Annotated in this window: 15 protein-coding genes and 3 pseudogenes; 13 read left to right on the top strand and 5 right to left on the bottom strand. The window is 40.2% G+C overall.

Annotated features, from left to right (window positions below; all coding sequences use genetic code 11):
• Window positions 1-11 precede the first annotated feature (11 nt).
• A pseudogene (locus tag ACT3S9_RS16110) lies at window positions 12-377 on the bottom strand (transposase); the annotation flags it as partial.
• 404 nt (window positions 378-781) lie between these two features.
• On the opposite strand from ACT3S9_RS16110, the gene tnpA reads away from it, so the two are divergent.
• From tnpA to fhuF, 8 genes are all read left to right on the top strand, one after another.
• Window positions 782-1,087: an IS66 family insertion sequence element accessory protein TnpA gene (tnpA, locus tag ACT3S9_RS16105; RefSeq protein WP_443489032.1), complete on the top strand. Its 306-nt coding sequence runs from the start codon at window positions 782-784 to the stop codon at window positions 1,085-1,087.
• Entirely contained in the window at window positions 1,084-1,437 is a 354-nt protein-coding gene (gene tnpB / locus ACT3S9_RS16100; protein ID WP_024605589.1) for an IS66 family insertion sequence element accessory protein TnpB, read from the top strand. The genes tnpA and tnpB overlap by 4 nt, the downstream gene beginning before the upstream one ends.
• A 39-nt stretch (window positions 1,438-1,476) precedes the next feature.
• Complete coding sequence (gene tnpC, locus ACT3S9_RS16095; protein WP_443490041.1) at window positions 1,477-3,021, top strand: IS66 family transposase; 1,545 nt, start codon at window positions 1,477-1,479, stop codon at window positions 3,019-3,021.
• Window positions 3,022-3,169: 148 nt separating this feature from the next.
• On the top strand, window positions 3,170-4,510 hold the full coding sequence (locus tag ACT3S9_RS16090; RefSeq protein ID WP_192532719.1) for a lysine N(6)-hydroxylase/L-ornithine N(5)-oxygenase family protein: 1,341 nt from the start codon (window positions 3,170-3,172) through the stop codon (window positions 4,508-4,510).
• Complete coding sequence (locus ACT3S9_RS16085) at window positions 4,507-5,112, top strand: GNAT family N-acetyltransferase (protein WP_192532720.1); 606 nt, start codon at window positions 4,507-4,509, stop codon at window positions 5,110-5,112. The genes ACT3S9_RS16090 and ACT3S9_RS16085 overlap by 4 nt, the downstream gene beginning before the upstream one ends.
• 2 nt (window positions 5,113-5,114) lie before the next feature.
• Window positions 5,115-6,977: an IucA/IucC family protein gene (locus ACT3S9_RS16080; protein ID WP_192532721.1), complete on the top strand. Its 1,863-nt coding sequence runs from the start codon at window positions 5,115-5,117 to the stop codon at window positions 6,975-6,977.
• Window positions 6,978-7,022: 45 nt separating this feature from the next.
• The gene (locus ACT3S9_RS16075; protein ID WP_444751118.1) at window positions 7,023-9,170 is read left to right on the top strand and encodes a TonB-dependent siderophore receptor; all 2,148 of its coding nucleotides are present in this window, start codon (window positions 7,023-7,025) and stop codon (window positions 9,168-9,170) included.
• A 105-nt stretch (window positions 9,171-9,275) separates the two neighbouring features.
• Window positions 9,276-10,079, top strand: a complete 804-nt coding sequence (gene fhuF / locus ACT3S9_RS16070) for a siderophore-iron reductase FhuF (protein WP_444751117.1) — start codon at window positions 9,276-9,278, stop codon at window positions 10,077-10,079.
• A 64-nt stretch (window positions 10,080-10,143) separates the two neighbouring features.
• Here the strand turns inward: fhuF and ACT3S9_RS16065 are convergent.
• The 4 genes and pseudogenes from ACT3S9_RS16065 to ACT3S9_RS16050 all read right to left on the bottom strand — a co-directional run.
• A pseudogene (locus ACT3S9_RS16065) lies at window positions 10,144-10,850 on the bottom strand (aspartate-semialdehyde dehydrogenase); the annotation flags it as partial.
• A gap of 16 nt (window positions 10,851-10,866) precedes the next feature.
• Window positions 10,867-11,298: a hypothetical protein gene (locus ACT3S9_RS16060; RefSeq protein ID WP_193039146.1), complete on the bottom strand. Its 432-nt coding sequence runs from the start codon at window positions 11,296-11,298 to the stop codon at window positions 10,867-10,869.
• Window positions 11,299-11,349: 51 nt separating this feature from the next.
• Entirely contained in the window at window positions 11,350-11,757 is a 408-nt protein-coding gene (locus ACT3S9_RS16055; protein WP_193039147.1) for a hypothetical protein, read from the bottom strand.
• Window positions 11,758-11,843: 86 nt separating this feature from the next.
• Window positions 11,844-12,164, bottom strand: coding sequence for a hypothetical protein (locus ACT3S9_RS16050; RefSeq protein WP_444751116.1), 321 nt, complete (start codon window positions 12,162-12,164; stop codon window positions 11,844-11,846).
• 50 nt (window positions 12,165-12,214) lie between these two features.
• On the opposite strand from ACT3S9_RS16050, the gene traN reads away from it, so the two are divergent.
• The 5 genes and pseudogenes from traN (at window position 12,215) to ACT3S9_RS16025 (ending at window position 18,364) form a co-directional block, all read left to right on the top strand.
• Complete coding sequence (gene traN / locus ACT3S9_RS16045) at window positions 12,215-13,441, top strand: conjugal transfer protein TraN (protein ID WP_441995234.1); 1,227 nt, start codon at window positions 12,215-12,217, stop codon at window positions 13,439-13,441.
• A gap of 60 nt (window positions 13,442-13,501) precedes the next feature.
• Window positions 13,502-14,652, top strand: a protein-coding gene (locus ACT3S9_RS16040) for an IS3 family transposase (protein ID WP_086957897.1) whose coding sequence is annotated in 2 segments (ribosomal slippage) — window positions 13,502-13,757 and window positions 13,757-14,652 — 1,152 coding nt in all. Because the reading frame shifts where the segments join, the coding sequence is not laid out codon by codon here.
• A 29-nt stretch (window positions 14,653-14,681) separates the two neighbouring features.
• A pseudogene (locus tag ACT3S9_RS16035) lies at window positions 14,682-15,773 on the top strand (mannitol dehydrogenase family protein); the annotation flags it as partial.
• Complete coding sequence (locus tag ACT3S9_RS16030) at window positions 15,773-16,690, top strand: carbohydrate kinase family protein (RefSeq protein ID WP_441993717.1); 918 nt, start codon at window positions 15,773-15,775, stop codon at window positions 16,688-16,690. The pseudogene ACT3S9_RS16035 and the gene ACT3S9_RS16030, both read left to right, overlap by 1 nt.
• A 210-nt stretch (window positions 16,691-16,900) precedes the next feature.
• Complete coding sequence (locus tag ACT3S9_RS16025; protein WP_441836147.1) at window positions 16,901-18,364, top strand: carbon starvation CstA family protein; 1,464 nt, start codon at window positions 16,901-16,903, stop codon at window positions 18,362-18,364.
• The last annotated feature ends 36 nt before the right edge of the window (window positions 18,365-18,400 follow it).

The raw sequence follows: 18,400 nt of genomic DNA, 5'->3' as shown, positions 1-18,400 counted from the left end.
GTTTTTAGATTTTAAATATGTTTACTGAGGTGTTCCTCAAATTCAATGATAAAACCGCCAGTCTCGTATTGGTATCCGTCCATTTTTTGATGCCTCTTTTATTGCTGAATAATCATTTTTCTTGCAGAGTCGTCATTTGGAAATAGCTTACGGTTTTTAATCGCTCGGCGAATAACGCTGTTGAGTGATTCAATGGCATCCGTTGTTTAAATGGCTTTTCTTATCGCCTCAGGGTAATTAAATAACGTATTTTGATTGTCCCATTTCTCTGCAAACCGTTCCAACTCTAGTAACGTCTCTTCTTCTGTCGTAATGGCTTTATAATCTTTCCATGAAACCTATTTCAATGAGTTGGGAGCCATATGCTCTATGTATAAGTTATTTTTGTGGAAATATGCATCACAATCCCAGATAAATAGGGAATGCTCCAATTTATCCCTGCAATAGCTATGTATAAGCTATTTTTGTGGAGATATGCATTACAATCCCAGAAATAAAGGGAATGCTCCTATCAATCCTCTGTAATAGCTATGTATGAGCTATTTTAGTGGAAATACGCATCACAATCCCAGAAATATAGGGAGTTCTCCTATCAATCCCCTGTAATAGTTATGTATAAGCTGCCTTCGTGGAAATATGCATCACAATCCCAGATAGATAGTTATTTGGGAAGTGATTGGAAAGTTCCATGGGGTTTATTCGTAAGCGCGCAATTAAACCCACATACCAATATTAATGCTACCTATGCATAATTTACTCAGCATATTAACCTGAGGTAATTATGAATAAACAGCAAAAAATAAAACACTGGCAAGGCATTTTTGAGCAGCAAAAATCGAGTGGTTTAGCCATCATTCAATTTTGTCGTGATAACAACATTAACGCATCGACTTTCTATGTTTGGCGTAAACGCCTTTCTGACGAAACGATAAGGGTTAAAAAGCAACAGGTGATCCCGTTTGTTATTCATGAGCAAGCCTTTACGCAACCTTCAATCATTAAACTCACCACACCAAACGGCTATCAAATAGACTTCGAGTCGACATTAGCTAACCAAACGCTAGCCAAATTATTGAGCGTACTGTGACACCTTGCACCCACCAAGTTTACTTGGTCACGGGATTCACCGACATGCGAAAATCAATCAATGGGTTAAGTATTATTGTCAGCGATACCCTATCTCTCGATCCTTTAAGCCAAGCGTGGTTCGTTTTTTGTAATAAACAACGCGATAAATTAAAAATTTTGTTTTGGGATACCAATGGTTTTTGGCTTTATTATCGTCGCTTAGAGCAAGGACGATTTCAATGGCCAAATCATGCTCAAGCACACGTAGCCATGGGGATTGAACAACGGCAGTTACAATGGTTATTATCTGGCTTACCGGTAAATAATAAAACCCGCCACTCAACTTTATCAGGGTTATCAGTGATGTAAATTAACCAGATCGTTTTTTTTACTTGAACGATCTTTCCCATGTGTCATGCTATTAAAATGCCAGACACTATTCTCATCACCGAACTACAAAATCAGCTTGCACTTATGCAGGCTAAGCTTGATGGCTTAGAAAAAGATAAAATTTCACTGCAAGAAGATAAGGTTGAAATGCAATCGCGGATTGACCACTTGCTTGCTGAGCTTAAGTTAAGTAAATCCCAAAAATACGGTAAAAAAAGTGAAAAAGCCCCACGGGGCACCTTCAATGAAGCGGAGCAGCATAAAACGACTGAGCCGCCTAAACACCATAAGAAAGGTAAACAAATACTGGCTGAGCACTTTGAACGAGAAGAGGTTGAGCACACCTTAACCGAGTTAACGTGTCAGTGTTGCGGTGAACAACTACATCAATGTGGTAGTGAAGACAGCGAGCAAGTGAAGATTATTCCGGCGAAAGTCAGTGTCATTAAGCACAAACAATTTAAATATGCTTGCAGACATTGCGAGCATGAACAATTGGCCAGTAAAATAATCACCGCGCCTAAACCCAAGCAGCCTATTCCTGGCAGCATTGCGAGTCCAGAAGCGTTATCGGCGGTTGTTACGGGCAAATACTGCGATGCCTTACCGCTTTATCGTTTCGTTGACATACTGGGCCGTGGCGGCCTTGAACTATCGCGCGGAACATTAGCTAATTGGTGTATTAAAGCGGGCCTGCTAATCAGCCCCTTAGTGGCAGCCATGCAACGTCACTTGCTTAGTGAGCACAGTTTATGTGCCGATGAAACCCGTACACAAGTCTTAGATGAAGGTGACAACCCTAGCAGCAATTCCTACATGTGGGTTTATCGCAGCAATGAGGTCAGCCGTGAGCCTGTCGTGATTTACGATTACCAAGCAGGTCGAAGTCGCGCTTGCGCAAAAGAATTTCTTGCCGGTTATCAAGGCTATTTACAGTGCGACGGTTACCGTGTTTATGACGGTATTGAAGGCATTACCCCTGTTGGTTGCTGGGCACACGCTAGACGCAAATATAACGATGCCTTAAAAGCAGAGTCGAAAAACAAAGGTCGAGCGCATAAAGCCATCAGCTTTATCAGCCAATTATATAAACTGGAAACCCACGCTAAAAACAAACAGTTATCTCCTCAAGCGCGGTATCAGTTACGACAAGAAAAAGCCTTACCCATATTAATGCACTTTAAAGCGTGGCTTGATGAAGCCGAAGGTAAAGTAACGGCGGGGAGTTATATTGGCAAAGCGATAAAATACACGCTTAATCAATGGCCGAAATTAATGCGGTATAGTGAAGATGGCGAACTAGGGATTGATAATAATATTACTGAGCGAGATATTCGGCCGTTTACCACTGGTAGAAAAAACTGGCTATTCTCAAAATCGGTTAATGGTGCTCAGGCCAGCGCGATACTTTATAGTATTGTGATGACGTGTCGTGCTAATGACATCAATCCGTATTACTACTTTGTGCATTTATTTAAAACGTTGCCGAATCGAGATGTGGGTGATGATGATTTTACCGACCTAATGCCGTGGAATGTGCAGCTAGACTTCGATTATAGCTAAGCGCACTGCTTAAATGCGCGCTTACTATTAAACCCTCACGCATCGATAGACAGCATAGACGACGTATTGAATGAAATTTGCAAAATTGGCGAACAATATGTGGTCGACTGCAAAAGCAAACAACTGTGCACAGCTTAAGGAAAAGACAATGAAACCAGAAATTTATGATTTAATCGGAATAGGTGTTGGCCCGTTTAATTTAAGCTTAGCAGCGCTTTCTTCGCCACTTTCAGATTTGAAGACGCTATTTGTTGACAGTCGCCCTAAATTTGATTGGCACCCAGGTATGTTATTAGACTCTGCGAGTCTGCAAACCCCTTTTATGTCAGATTTAGTGACGATGGCAGACCCGACAAGTCAGTTCAGTTACTTAAATTTTGCTAAGCAGACTGGTAAATTGTATTCGTTTTATATTCGCGAAAACTTCTTTTTACCGCGCCAGGAATATAATCAGTATTGCCAGTGGGTGTGCCGCCAGTTAAATAATCTCAAGTTTAATTTTCACGTAGAAAACCTTGAATACGAGCAACAGCTCGACTGTTATCGTGTCTCTGGCAAAGATAAAGTGACTGGCAAGGTGCAAGATTTTTATTGTAAACATTTAGTGCTTGGTACTGGTACCCAACCTTGGCTACCTGAATTTTGCCCGACCGATAAGCACATAACTCACTCTTCACAGTACCTTAATAACAAAGCAATGTTACAAAGTAAATCTGACGTTACTATTGTTGGCAGTGGTCAGAGTGCAGCTGAGATTTTCCATGATTTACTGCTAGATATTGATAAATTTGGCTACCAATTACGCTGGTTGACGCGTTCACCGCGGTTTTTTCCTTTAGAGTACACCAAGCTTACTCTCGAAATGACATCGCCTGAGTATATTGATTACTTCCATAATTTACCAAGTGCAAAGCGACAACAACTTATCCACTCACAAAAGTCGCTTTATAAAGGAATTAATTCAGAGCTCATTAACGATATTTACGATTTGCTCTATCAAAAGAAACTGAATTGCGATTTCTCAGTCGAGCTTTTAACGAATACCTCATTAACGAACATTAAACAAGAAGGCCAAAAACTTGCCCTCTCATGCCAACATAACGAGCTAGAGCAAGATTTTAGCTTTAATACTAATGCACTTGTAATGGCGACAGGCTATCAATATCAGTTACCCAACTTCATTGAACCATTACGTCATAAATTAAACTTCGATGAGAACGGCGAGTTACAAGTAAAACGTACCTATAACATTGATGAGCAAGGTCGTATTTTTGCACAAAACCTAGGCCTCAACAGCCATGGACTAACAGCGCCAGATCTCGGAATGGCGTGTTATCGCAATGCCATCATATTAAAACAAGTATTAGGTAAAGCGCCTTACAGCATTGAAGAACGCATCGCCTTCCAACAGTTTGGCATTCCTAAAACAGAGGGCTGCTTTGCGCCCTCACGTAGTAAAACTGCTTCAATGTCACAGGAGGCTATGTGAACAGTTGTAACCACGCAGAGGTCAGTAAAAGCTTCGCTAGCCAGTGCCAAGCAAGAATAAACACGGACGCCTTCGCTATTGATGACTTTCGTTTTTACATTTACCAAACACAGAACCACTTCTCCTTGTTAAATAGCTGGCTTGCTCAAGATTATGCCCACTTTTGGGGAATGCAACACATGAATGCAGAGCAACGCCAAAGTGAACTTGCTCCCGCATCTCACAAACTAGCACTTATAGCTTATCAAGATGCGACCCCTGCTTTTTTTATTGAATTGTATGAACCGCAGTTTGGCGAAATCGGTAAACATTTTGAAACCCACCCAGGTGATTGTGGCATGCACCTTTTACTTGCCCCCGTAATCACCCCGCAAAGTGGTTTTAGTCGGCGTGCTATCACAGCAACAGCAAAACTCATCTTATCTAAATTAGGTTTTACTCGATTAGTTGTCGAGCCTGACATTAATAATCAAAAAGTACATAAGCTAAATAAAAAAATAGGTATTCAGAGCAGTCATATCGTTCGCCTTACACACAAAGATGCATGGCTAGGTTTTGCTGACCTAGCAAGCTTTGAAGCAGCAACAACACAAGGAGACTAATTATGGAAATCATTAAAAATTCATTCCCTCAACATTTATCTGAATATTTATGGCAAGGTGCTAATCAACATTTAGTCGCCAAAATACTGTGTGAGTTTAGCCATGAAAAACTAATAGAACCTATTGCTGCAAAAGAACATAAAAAACAAACAGTGCAGCAATTTCAGTTATTCTTAGAGAGCAACCAAGGGCTTTTAAGTTATGACTTTAGTGCTCGCCGCTATCAACTAGATCACCTACATATTCAGCCAGAATCAATTGTCTGCAAACTAGATGGCACTATCCAAGATTTAGATGCAGTAACACTCATTATTGCCCTAAAAGATCGTTTAGGTATTACCGATAGCCTCTTACCAACTTATTTAGAGGAAATCACCAGCACTTTATACAGTAAAGCATTTAAATTGCTTCATCAAAATAAATCCGTTTCAGAGCTGGTAAATTGCGACTATCAGCAAATTGAAGCGGCCATGACTGAAGGCCACCCTGTATTTGTTGCTAACAATGGTCGTATTGGCTTTGATATGGATGACTGCCACGCTCTTACACCTGAAAGTGGTCAACCAATGAAATTAGTCTGGTTAGCTGTTGCGCGGGTAAACACAAGCCTAGCAATGATTGAAGAGCTTAATTACGAACGTTTTATTGAAAGTGAATTAGGCTGCCAGCAAGTTGCAGCATTTAATAACATGATTGCTGAGCATGATAAAAAAGCTGAGGACTATTACTTTATGCCCGTACATCCTTGGCAGTGGCGCGAAAAGATTAGCCGAATTTTTGCTGCTGATCTTGCTCGTAAGCAACTTGTTTATCTTGGTCACAGTGAAGACGATTATCAGGTCCAACAGTCGATTCGCACATTCTTCAACTTAGATAACAACAAGCGTTGCTATGTGAAAACGGCGTTGTCTATATTGAACATGGGCTTTATGCGCGGGTTATCTCCTTATTACATGAGCCGAACGCCCGAAATAAACACCTTTGTTGCTGAGCTTGTGAACAGCGACCCATACTTTGCTAAAAATCGCTTTATCGTTTTAAGAGAAACCGTAGCAATTGGTTATCACCATAAATATTACGAGCAAGCTTTAGAAAAAGATACGCCTTATAAAAAAATGCTCAGTGCACTTTGGCGAGAAAGCCCTTTCAGTTTAACGTTTCAGGGAGAACCGTTAGTTAAAGAAAACCAACAACTTCTGACATTAGCTGCCTTACTACATCAAGACAGCCAACAAAATAGCTTACTAGTTGAACTAATTAATACCTCTCAACTCACTGCAAATGAGTGGGTAAGCAAATTAATGGATCTTTATTTACAACCTCTATTACATGCGTTCTTTGCGTATGATTTAGTGTTTATGCCCCATGGTGAAAACCTGATCCTCGTTTTAGAAGAACACCAACCAGTTACCATTTTAATGAAAGATATCGGTGAGGAAGTCGCGATACTAAACGGCAATTCACCTTTACCTGGTCATGTTGCTAACTTAGCGGTGTGCCTAGAAGAGGACATGAAATTAAACTATATACTACTGGATATTTTCGACTGTATTTTCCGCTTTATCGCACCTCAGCTTGATGCACAAAATTGTTTAACTGAACATGGTTTTTGGCAATTAGTCGCTGATAAAGTTTATCAGTATCAGCATGAAAAACCGCAATTTTCCGAAAAATATACACGTTACAACTTATTTAAGGCTCGCTTTACGCGTACCTGCTTAAACCGTATTCAATTGAATAATAATCAGCAGATGATTGACCTTGAAGATAGAGAGAAAAATCTCCGTTTTGCTGGGGATATCAAAAACCCACTGCATGATTTTGCAACTAGTCATGACTTTCAACATGACATAACAATGGCCTAAGCATAGGCCTCACTATTTATATACGTAATAGGACTACGAATAAAAATGAAAAAGACTAACTACTTTAAACTCACGCCTGTCGCACTTTCTTGTTTAGCGATATTTAGCCAATCTTTACAGGCCGAGCAAAAAAAGCATAGCGATATGGAAGTACTCACAGTCGTTGGTGAACAAAGCAATGCCCGAGGCTATAAAGTTGAGCAAATGAGTACAGCAACGGGTTTAGAATTGTCATTTCTAGAAACACCACAATCAACCACAGTCGTAACTGAGCAAGCGATGAAAGATCAACAACTAAACTCAGTTATTGAAGTGATGAGCAGCGTAACAGGGATTAATACCCGACCTTCTGACAACGACCGCTATTCAATCAGCGCCCGTGGTATTGGCGTAAGCAGTATTTTATATGACGGAGTGGCAACAACCTACGATACTCGCTTTAACTATGGTGACAACTTGATGGATAGCGCAATTTATCAGCGCATAGAAGTTGTTCGCGGTGCAACAGGTTTGATGCTGGGGTCGGGTAGCCCGTCGGCTGCGATTAATTTAGTTCGTAAGCGTCCGACAGAAGAGTTTCAAGCAAGCGTAAGCCTAAGTACAGGTTCATGGCAACAGTTACGCGGTATTGTTGATTTATCGGGAGGCTTAAATCAAGACGCAAGCGTACGAGGTCGAGTCGTCGTAGCGTATCAAGATCGTGAAAGCTATCAGCATCGTTACGAGCAGCAACGACAAACCCTATACGGTATTATCGAAGCAGATATAGGTCGTAATACATTACTGACGTTAGGTGCTGACTACCAAGACACTAAACCTGAAGGCACAATGTCAGGCGGATTACCGTTATTCGACAACCAAGGCAATAGAACTAACTACAGCCATCATATATCAACAGCCCCACGTTGGGCGTCATCCAAAACCAAAGCGTTGAATAGCTTTGCTACGATTGAACATAATTTTAGTGATGACTGGCAACTCAAAGCAAGCTACATCTATGGCGATAACGATTTAGAATTTGATGTGTTATGGGCTACAGGTAACCCAGATCCAATAACCAACGAAGGTATGATACCTGGCTCATTGGCATTTATTGACGGTAATCGAACCCAACATACATTCGACTTAAAATTAACGGGTCACTTTACCCTCTTTGACCGCTCACAACAAATTCTAATTGGCGCAAATCAACAGAAGCAAGAGTTTGCCAATCCATATTATGGCTCTTTAGATGAGGCTCTACCTTTAGGTGACTTTAGAGATAAAGGTTTTACATATCCGACCCCTACATGGAGCGATGAAGTTCTGTATGGCTCATGGGGAGAAACAAAACAACAAGCAATATACCTTGCCTCTGATATTGAGTTAACCGACTCACTTTCTATGGTAATAGGTGGGCGTATTGATAATTGGGAAACTGACCAAGATAATTTTGGCACCATTCATGATTACGAAGTTGATAATGAATTTACCAGCTATGTCGGCGCCACCTATGCTATTGGGCAAAATGTATCACTGTATGCCAACTACACAGATATTTTTACACCACAAAGTAGAGTGCAAGCTGATGGCAGTTACCTCGATCCTGTTAAAGGAAAAAACTATGAAGCAGGTATTAAAGCCAGCTTATTTGAAGAAGCGTTAGACACCTCACTCTCGGTGTTTGAGATCCGTCAAGATAACGTTGGTGAAGCAACGGGAGAAACCTTACCAGGAACAACGGTTCCTATATACCGCGGTATTGATGGCACTAAAACACAAGGATTCGAATTTGAAGCCAATGGTTCAATCAATGAGCAATGGAACGTCTATTTTGGTTATAGTCAATTTGAAACAGAAGACCCTGATGGTGAAAAAATAACAACCACCAGCCCAAAACATCAAGTAAAGCTCTTCACTACCTATGAATTAGATAACTGGGTAAATGGCTTACAACTGGGTGCTGGTGTTAATTGGCAAAGTGAGATCCACAGAGATGTTACTAAGCCAGATAGAAGCTCAGTGGAGGTTAGCCAGCAAAGTTATGGGCTTGTTCGATTAATGGCAAGATACAATGTAAACGATCAACTAACATTGCGCGCTAATTTAGACAACGCATTCGATAAACGTTATTACAGCCAATTAGGCTTTTATAACCAGTTTCAATATGGCGCACCACGAAACTTTAGCATCACTGCTCAATATAGTTTCTAAGTAACTCGACATTATTGCGAATTGCTATTATGCCGCCTCTGTATGAGGCGGCATAAAATACACTTTAAAGACGCAATTTTGTGAAGAAACTTCCACCCCAGCATAATGAAAGTACAAACATACATGGCGTTACACGATACCACTGAGCTAAACTCTTTACTGGAGCGACAGGCTCCATTTTATAGTCAGCATTTTAAAATTATTGAGCCACATCAACCTCTCCCCAAAAACTGCCAACCATTATCACAACGGTTAAATAAACCGCATTATACAGAAGCACTCGTTACTTTTTCTAAGAGCTATCAACAACAGCAACAAGAATCAATCGACTTTAGCGCATTACATTCTATGTGGGGCCAATGGTTTTTCGGCTTTTTGCTTCCGCCACTATTAGAATACGCATTAAAAAGCCAAGCGAGTGTATTGCATGCTGCGATGAACCTTAAAAACTGGCATTGGACTTATCATCAAACGGGGCGAGTAGAATGTTTCTATTTAGTACTTAGAGAAGATCAAATTCAAAGACCGACTGAGTTACCCATCACATTGCTAGAGCGGTTACTTGTTAAGCTGATAAACCCTATTGTGAAACAACTAAGTACCCTGTCGCCGGGGTCAGAAAAGTTATTTTATAGTCATGTTGCGTACTGTTTTTATTGGTATTTGTCAGAGATGCCGTTAGCTCAAGAATTTAAATTTAATTTACTAACCCAGTTATTTAGTAAAGACACATTATTACTCGCTAAAGACGCTACTTTGCCACACCCTTTATGTCGCAAAATTAGACTTAAAAATAGTGAGTACCCACGTATTATGTGTTGTTTACGGCATAAATTACCTAATACACCAATGTGTAATATTTGCCCATTGAACAAAAATAAACACAAGGTCTGTAAAACAATGATGTAAAGGCTCTGTAAAAGAGCCTTTATAGAATATTTGAGCAAAGTTTTTTGCTCAAATATAATCTCATTTAGCCTTCAACAATAATGCGTAGCATACGACGAAGTGGCTCTGCAGCACCCCATAGTAATTGGTCACCCACGGTAAACGCACTGATGTACTCAGGGCCCATAGATAATTTACGAATTCGACCAATTGGGATATTCAATGTGCCTGTAACTTTAACGGGTGTTAAGTCTGTCGCGGTGATATCACGTTCATTGGGTACGACTTTAACCCATTCGTTATGCGACGCTAAGATTTGCTTCAACTTGCGCTTTCCATTCCTCTTTCGATTGCCCTGATGGCATAGGCACATCAATCCACGGAATTAAGCTGCCTGCTAACGGTACGCCAAATTGATCTTGAGGTAGCTCGCTTGATGCAATTTGCTCAGTTACAAGCTTGTCTATTTCTAAAATGGCCGCTTGCGGGTCGGCAAGCTTATCTGCAACGCTTGCGTGAATAGAGCCCATTTGAGCAATAAGCTCTTTCATATTACGAGCGCCGGCACCTGAAGCTGCTTGGTAAGTCATAGGGCTTACCCATTCAATTAAGTCTTGCTCAAATAAACCACCTAAAGCAAGCAGCATTAATGAAACCGTACAGTTACCGCCTACATAGGTTTTAACACCTTGTTCAATGACGTCTTTATTAACAGGATCAAGCACGATTATACTGTCATCTGTCATCTGACATACGCAGAGCTGACGCTGCATCTATCCAATAGCTATTCCAATCACCAATATTATGACTAATTGCTTTCAGCATAATGTTCAAATACTGATTCAATATCTTTTTTAGTTAACTCATTAAGTGTAAGGTCTCGACTATTTGACAAGCCATAATAGTATGTTTCATCTGTTGTAGTGATTACATTTGTGTCGTTCTTTAAAATCAAAACATCAACATTAGCAACGCAATACATTTCATCTATCGAAACACCTAAACCATCAATATTTTTAATTTTAACTTGTGCAACTTCGCCCTTGGCTTCTGATTTCTTTCTAACATCAATAAGAAGATATTTTGCACAGTAATCTTTTACCATCCTTTTATTAATAACTAGCTCTAGCATTTCAGGTTTTTGTATAACTAGACCTGAAGGTTTGGTTAGGTGATAAGTAATAGCGCTGCTAGTTGCAGCTACCACAGCCATGATCAGATATATTTTTAAGCTATTCATGCTTTGCGGTTACTCCTATTTTCCAATTAGGTTTGTGGGCGCTCTTGATTTTCAATTGCTCTCAAGCTCAACGAAGTGGCTCAAGAAATTTGTCATATTAATTAAATCGTCGATGGTAAAGTTACCGAAATCGTTGCCCTTTTCGTACGGGTATCTGCTTGCCTGAAAGGCTCCTTCAAATTGACTCAGAACAGCTTTAATGCATCCACCGAATTCAGCTTTGTAAGCGGATATCAATCGTTTTTGGAAGGCTTCTGGAATCACTTCCAGACGCTTCATTAAGCCGTGACCATTTCCACCTACGCTTTTTGCTTTCGCATAAAGCTCTTCAATACAGGAGCTCCCACTATCAATAGGTGTTCTAACTTCATCAGCCGAAAGTGACTTTAAGTAAAGTTCGATCGCTACAGTTGCCAAATTAATAAGAGGTAATACGACGCCTTCTTCTACCTCTTCCACTGCCTACAGGCTTTCTTAAACTGGTCTGCTGCGTCTTTTACAAGGATGTTTGGTATTTCCATTAATTCGTATTCCAATTTAATTATTTATTTGTATCGGTGAAATAGCATCTTATAATCTTTGTCTGAAATAGATGCTGTCCAAAATTCAGGAGTAAATGGCCCCTTTTTTACTTGCCTTTTTATTTCTTTCTTATGCTCATCTGGCATGTTTACGCCAAAATATATATCTGTTATTTCATCTTCTTCTAAAGATAAGCACTCACAATCATGTTTTAACTCAAGGCCTTTTAAGAGGTCGATATTTTGAGTTAATTCGATGTGTGATTTTATGTCTCTCTCATGATTTGGGTTGAAAATAGATCTGTACTCATTTTCATATTCCCATGTTTTTGATTTGCTGAGCATTGGACCTAAACCCATGTTTTTGATTTGCTGAGCATTGGACCTAAAAATAAATGGATTGTTGGATTGATATTCACGGCAATGAGCAATGCCCCCACAACGAGGGTAATATTTTAAACACATGTACTGAATTTGAAGATAATCCTCAATGTGGCTTTATAAGCTCTACCTGTGTTGATGGTGCGGCGGGTAAGTCTGGAGCTTGCTACGTAAAAGAAGAAGTATGGGATTGTGGTAGTACTGTAACAGCTGAAACCGTAGAAAAGAATACCGAATACCAATGCTCTGGCCCCATTAGGTGTATGGGAGATGACTGCCTTGATCCTAACGCAACCCAAAATCAAGCAGATAACTTTGCTAAAGCAACCGCTTTATTAAATGCAGCTCAGTTCATGACACAGGATATGGAGTGTACTGGCGGGGCCACTGAAGAGGGTGGCGATGAAAACATAGACTTAGGTTGCTCTGCTTTTGCAGGAAAGGCTGGTACTTGCAAAATAGCGGTTGGTGGAGTTTCAGATTGCTGTGAAAAGCCAAAGAATATAAATATGTCGGATTATTTGATGATGATTAGCCAAGTACCAAAGTTGGATGGGGCCATATTATCGCTTGGCAAAGACAACATAATTAAAAGCTCTTATCAAAGTTTGCGCGAGCCGGTTATGAATGCTTGGTCAGACGTATCATCTCCATTTACGAGTTACATGGATAACATTTCAGGTGCAGTAGGTGATTTTTTCTCTCCAATTGAAGAGTTAAAAGATGAGCTTATGGATCAGCTAAAGGAAAAAGCTCAAGAAATGCTCCAAGAAATAATGAGCAACTTTATAGAGGATAAAAGTACGGAAGCAGCTGCATCAGCCGCAGCTAACAAAGCAGCAAAACAAGCATCCGAGGAAATGGCAAAACAAGCAGCGTCAATGCTAAAGGGGGCTATGAACGTCTACACTGCCTACGTAGTTGCAATTGCAGTTATTCAAATGGTTTACGCATGTGAACCAGAGGAGCTTGAAATGAACGCAAAGAGAGCGACAGATAGTTGTACTTACGTTGGATCATATTGCGAATCAAAAGCGCTTGGTGTCTGTGTTGAGAAGCATCAAGCGTATTGCTGCTTTAACTCTCCGTTATCAAGGATAATACAGGAGCAAGTACGCCCACAACTAGGTTTGGACTTTGGAACAGCATTGGAGCCTAGTTGCGCCGGTGTGCCTCTTGATAAAATAGCAGAAATAGACTGGTCACAAATAGACCTGGATGAGTGGCTAGCTATATTATGATCTGAACCAATAGTTTTGGACACCTCATTAAGTGAGTAAACTAACTCATAGAGGTGAAACATGACAACTAAGACCAAACGTAAATCCTATTCAGAAGAATTCAAAGAAGAAGCACTAAAGCTGGCGAGTAAAGTAGGTTTTGCTCAAGCTGCCAGAGAATTAAGTGTCGCAGAGTCCCAGCTTTACTATTGGCGAACTGCTGCTCTGAAAAAGGCATCTACATCAGATAGAGAAAGTACGTTAGCTACCGAGAATGCTCGTTTGAAACGCCAACTAGCGGTGCAAGCAGAGGAGCTAGACATATTAAAAAAAGCCGCCACCTACTTCGCGAAAAATCAAAAATAACACGATTTGAATTTATGCAAAGCTACCGAAGCACATTCAGCGTTATCAGAATGGCTAAGGTACTTTGTGTATCGCCAAGTGGGTTTTATGCATGGATAAAATCATGTGAGCACGTGTGTAAGCGCAAACAACAACAGCAAATGTTAGATACTCAGGTCAAAGCCGTATTTGTTGACAGTAAAGAGCGAGACGGTGCGAGACGTATCCAAGTCGAGCTGGCGGAGCAAGGGAATAAACATGATGTAAAAACCATCAACAGAAGCATGGGACGTCAGGGTTTAGTAGCTAAAGCAGCTCGTAAATTCAAGTCGACCACCGACAGTAAACACAATTTACCTGTGGCCCCTAATTTACTTGAGCAGAACTTTACCGCCGATAAGCCCAACCAAAAATGGGCAGGTGATATCACGTATCTAATGACCAGCGAAGGATGGCTTTACCTCGCTGTGATTATCGACCTGTACTCGCGCTCAGTGATTGGTTGGTCAATGAGTACACGCATGACATCATCTTTGGTGTGTGACGCCCTGCAAATGGCTATCTGGCGCCGAGGTAGACCTAAAGATGTCATTGTACATAGTGATAGAGGCAGCCAATATGCTTCCCATGCTTATCGTGATTTATTAAGCGAACATCATTTAATGCAAAGTATGAGTCGTAAAGGCAACTGCTGGGATAATGCGTGTGTGGAAAGCTTCTTCCATTCACTCAAGGTCGAAGCCATCCAATATGAGCCTATTATGAACCGAGAAACCATGAGGCAGCATGTATTTGAATATATAGAAATTGATTACAACAAAAAGAGAAGGCATAGTGCGTTAGGCTATTTAAGCCCCGAGAAATTTGAACAACTAAATGTCGCTTAACGAAGTGTCCACTAATGATGGTTCAGATCAGTTATAACTTTCATCCAGCGACTGGAGAATTTGATTACACAAATCCAGATATAATCCATGATATAGCGAATCCAGAACAACCCATAACCGCATTTGGATATATCACAGCTGCACTAAAACTTCGTAAAGAGCAAAACTTAGCGGCATTTACAGTTCAGTCGTGCGATAACATTCAGCATAACGGCCATGTTACGCGAAAAATGTTGTTAGCATTTGCACAAAAGCAAGATGCCGAATTAGCACAATGGATTGAGCAACATGTTGCCTTTCCTAATGCCATGGTTGATCGTATTACGCCTATTTCAAAGCAATCAGATATTGATTATGTGACCCAAGCGTATGGCATAAATGATGGCTGGCCAATTACCTGTGAGTCATTTACACAATGGGTAATAGAAGATGATTTTAGTGATGGTCGTCCAAATTGGGATAACGTAGGTGCACAGTTTGTTAGTGATGTGACCCCATTTGAAAAAATGAAAATACGTCTGCTCAATGCTGGCCACTCGGTACTTGGCTTACTCGGTTCGATTCATGGTTATAGCACAATTGATGAAACCGTCTCTGATCCATTATTTGCAAAATACTTACGTGCATTTATGGATTTAGAAGTCACGCCATTGCTTGAAACACTACCAGGTATTGAGCTCGATAATTATAAAGATATATTAATAGAGCGCTTTTCTAACCCAAATATTAAAGACAATTTAGCGCGTATTTGTTCAGAAAGTTCAGCTAAGTTACCTAAGTTTTTAATTGCCAGCATTAGTGAAAATCTAGCACAAAACCGTAACGTATCTTTAGCTGCCTTAGTAATAGCGAGTTGGTGCTTATACAGTGATAAAGGTATGACAGAACAAGGGCAAGCTCTTGATATTCAAGATGCTATGGCAAAAGAACTTAATCAAGCTGCTAAACTAACAGCAACAGAACCGCTATCGTTTATTGAGGTTGAAAGCATTTTCGGTGATTTGGCGAAAAATAAAGAATTTGTTCTTGAATACACATCTGCAATTGCTGCTTTATACACACCAAATAGCCAGATCAAAAGTGTTATGAACGCCACATTAGCCGCAAAAGAGGGCATGTAATGAGCATATTAATTGATCATAAAGCTGCGGCAGATATTAGCATAAGCTGTTTTGGTGAAGTGCTATGGGACTGTTTTGATTCGGGTAAACGTTTAGGTGGTGCACCGTTAAACATGTGTGTACGTATTAATTCACTTGGCATTAAAGCAGACATGATAAGCGCTGTAGGTGATGATGAGCTTGGTAAAGAATTACTAAATGAAATTAGCGAACAAAGTGTTAGCTGTACTTATATAGCCGTTAACGACAGTAAAAACACCAGCACGGTTGAAGTAACACTCGATAGCAGTGGCTCTGCTAGCTACGAAATTGTTGCTGATACCGCATGGGATAATATATCCATTACTGATGAGCTACTAAAAAAAGTTAGCTCGGATGATGTATTTGTATTTGGTAGCTTAATTGGCCGCAGTGCTCCTTCGCTTGCTACTTTGCAGCAATTACTTGATGTGGCAAATTTTAAAGTATTTGATGTGAATTTACGTGCGCCGCATTATCAGCTTGATACCTTAATTGAATTAATGAACCAAGCTGATTTCATAAAATTAAATGACGACGAGCTTTATGAAATCGCCAAAGCAATGGGGTGTAAGTATCATTCCCTTGAACAAAACCTCGCTTTTATTGCCAAGCAAACAAATACGCAATATTTGTGTGTAACAAAAGGCAGCCACGGTGCGCTTCTTACTATTAAAGGTGTTAATTATTATAACTCTGGCTATTTAATTAGTGTGGTTGATACTGTTGGTGCAGGGGATTCGTTTTTAGGTTCGTTGATTTATCAACTTTGCAGCAGTGATGACGCACAGCACAGCGTTGATTTTGCGTGTGCAGTAGGTGCTATGGTTGCTGAAAGTCATGGTGCGACACCGAAACTGAGCCATCGACAAATAAATGAGTTTATGGATCCTGCATGATCTCAGTTTAATCAATAAAAAAGCGGTCTTTAAAAACCGCTTTTTTATTGTCTGCTACTTTATTCCTGATAATAAAGTGAGGGACTTCATACCTCGAATTGATATTATCAGAAAGTCTTATTGTAGACTGAAGCAGTGTCTGCTAACTTGCGACGATTATTAAATGGGTTAACGTGCTTATTTTACCCAAACAAAGAGAAAATGTGCTTTATGATTATCTTTTTTATCTGTTTGACGATTTTAATTTTAAGTTATAAATTTTATAGCCCTTTTGTCGAAAAACAAGCGGGTATAGATCCAACCGCGGCTACACCGCAAACGCGTTTTAGTGAAGGTATTGATTATGTACCAATCCACCCTGTACGCGCTTTTTTAATTCAATTTTTAAATATTGCCGGTGTCGGTCCAATTTTTGGACCTATCCTTGGTGCGCTATACGGGCCTATTGCTTTAGTATGGATAGTGCTCGGTAACGTACTCGGTGGCGCAGTGCATGACTTCTTCTCTGGTGTAATGAGTATTAAAGAAGATGGTAAAAGCCTTCCAGAAATAGCTGGTAAGTACTACAACGTTGTATTTAAAGGCTTTATGCTTGTATTTACCGCGATGCTACTGTTTTTTGTAGGTGTTGTTTTTATTACCAGTCCTGCAGGTTTGCTCAGTAATTTAGATGTATTCAAAGATACCTTTTTAGCGAATAATACCTTTTGGGTATTGGCTATTTTAGGCTATTACCTTTTAGCGACATTACTACCAATTGATAAAATCATCACTCGGCTTTATCCTCTATTTGGTTTGTTAATGATAGTGATGACCACGTTAATTGCAATTGCTTTATTAATTGATGCCCCACATTTACCCGTAGCAGGTGACTTTTTAGCTTATTTTGAAGCTGATCATGCTCATGATTTTTTGACACCTAACCCTGATGGCTTACCCACATGGCCGCTGCTGTTTGTAACTATTACCTGTGGTGCGATTAGCGGATTCCATTCAACTCAAGCGCCTATTATTACCCGTTGTTTAACGAACGAAAAATATGTGCGCCCAGTTTATTATGGCGCAATGATGTGTGAAGGTATTGTAGGTTGTGTATGGGCACTTGCTGGTATTGCTGCATTCCCAGATGGATATGCAGAATTAAAAGCATTACTTGACCAAGGCGGTCCTGGCTTAGTGGTAAATCATGTAGCGAGCAGCTATTTAGGTGTATTTGGCGGTATTATGGCAATTATTGCTGTAGCTGTTTTCCCTATCACTTCAGGTGATACTGCGTTTCGCTCATTACGTTTAACAATGGTTGATGCTTTTAATATCCCACAAAGCTTACGTAACCGCTTGTTATTAGCTGTGCCAATTTTAGCTATTGCATTCTTTATGACTAAGCTCGATTTTACACTTATATGGCGCTACTTTGCGTTCTCAAATATGTTGCTATCAACCAGTGTGTTATGGCTTGCTACTAAGTACTTATTTGACCGTGGTGCTGTTCATTGGATCGCCAGTATCCCTGCGGTAATTGCAACAGCGATTACGGTTTCATACATCATGACAGCGGAAATTGGCTTTAACTTATCACCTAAGCTTGGTCAGCCAATTGGTGCTGTGGTTGCAGTGATAGGGTTTATTGTATTAGTGATTGTTCATAAAAAACATCATAAGCAAGTCGCATAACTAATTGTTTATTTGCAAAAAAAAGCGAGCTTATAG

The organism is Pseudoalteromonas sp. AOP31-A2-14 (assembly GCF_052378035.1).
Classification (GTDB): domain Bacteria; phylum Pseudomonadota; class Gammaproteobacteria; order Enterobacterales; family Alteromonadaceae; genus Pseudoalteromonas.
The sequence above is the reverse complement of the archived record's forward strand: the minus strand, read 5'-3'. Positions and strand labels throughout refer to the sequence as shown.

What these genes read in the sequence shown, in the direction of transcription:
- ACT3S9_RS16060 (WP_193039146.1), bottom strand. Translation starts at nt 11,298, where the DNA reads ATGAATAGCTTAAAAATATATCTGATCATGGCTGTGGTAGCTGCAACT.
- ACT3S9_RS16075 (WP_444751118.1), top strand. Translation starts at nt 7,023, where the DNA reads ATGAAAAAGACTAACTACTTTAAACTCACGCCTGTCGCACTTTCTTGT.
- tnpC (WP_443490041.1), top strand. Translation starts at nt 1,477, where the DNA reads ATGTGTCATGCTATTAAAATGCCAGACACTATTCTCATCACCGAACTA.
- ACT3S9_RS16080 (WP_192532721.1), top strand. Translation starts at nt 5,115, where the DNA reads ATGGAAATCATTAAAAATTCATTCCCTCAACATTTATCTGAATATTTA.
- ACT3S9_RS16025 (WP_441836147.1), top strand. Translation starts at nt 16,901, where the DNA reads ATGATTATCTTTTTTATCTGTTTGACGATTTTAATTTTAAGTTATAAA.
- ACT3S9_RS16030 (WP_441993717.1), top strand. Translation starts at nt 15,773, where the DNA reads ATGAGCATATTAATTGATCATAAAGCTGCGGCAGATATTAGCATAAGC.
- fhuF (WP_444751117.1), top strand. Translation starts at nt 9,276, where the DNA reads ATGAAAGTACAAACATACATGGCGTTACACGATACCACTGAGCTAAAC.
- ACT3S9_RS16050 (WP_444751116.1), bottom strand. Translation starts at nt 12,164, where the DNA reads ATGCTCAGCAAATCAAAAACATGGGAATATGAAAATGAGTACAGATCT.
- ACT3S9_RS16090 (WP_192532719.1), top strand. Translation starts at nt 3,170, where the DNA reads ATGAAACCAGAAATTTATGATTTAATCGGAATAGGTGTTGGCCCGTTT.
- traN (WP_441995234.1), top strand. Translation starts at nt 12,215, where the DNA reads ATGGATTGTTGGATTGATATTCACGGCAATGAGCAATGCCCCCACAAC.
- tnpA (WP_443489032.1), top strand. Translation starts at nt 782, where the DNA reads ATGAATAAACAGCAAAAAATAAAACACTGGCAAGGCATTTTTGAGCAG.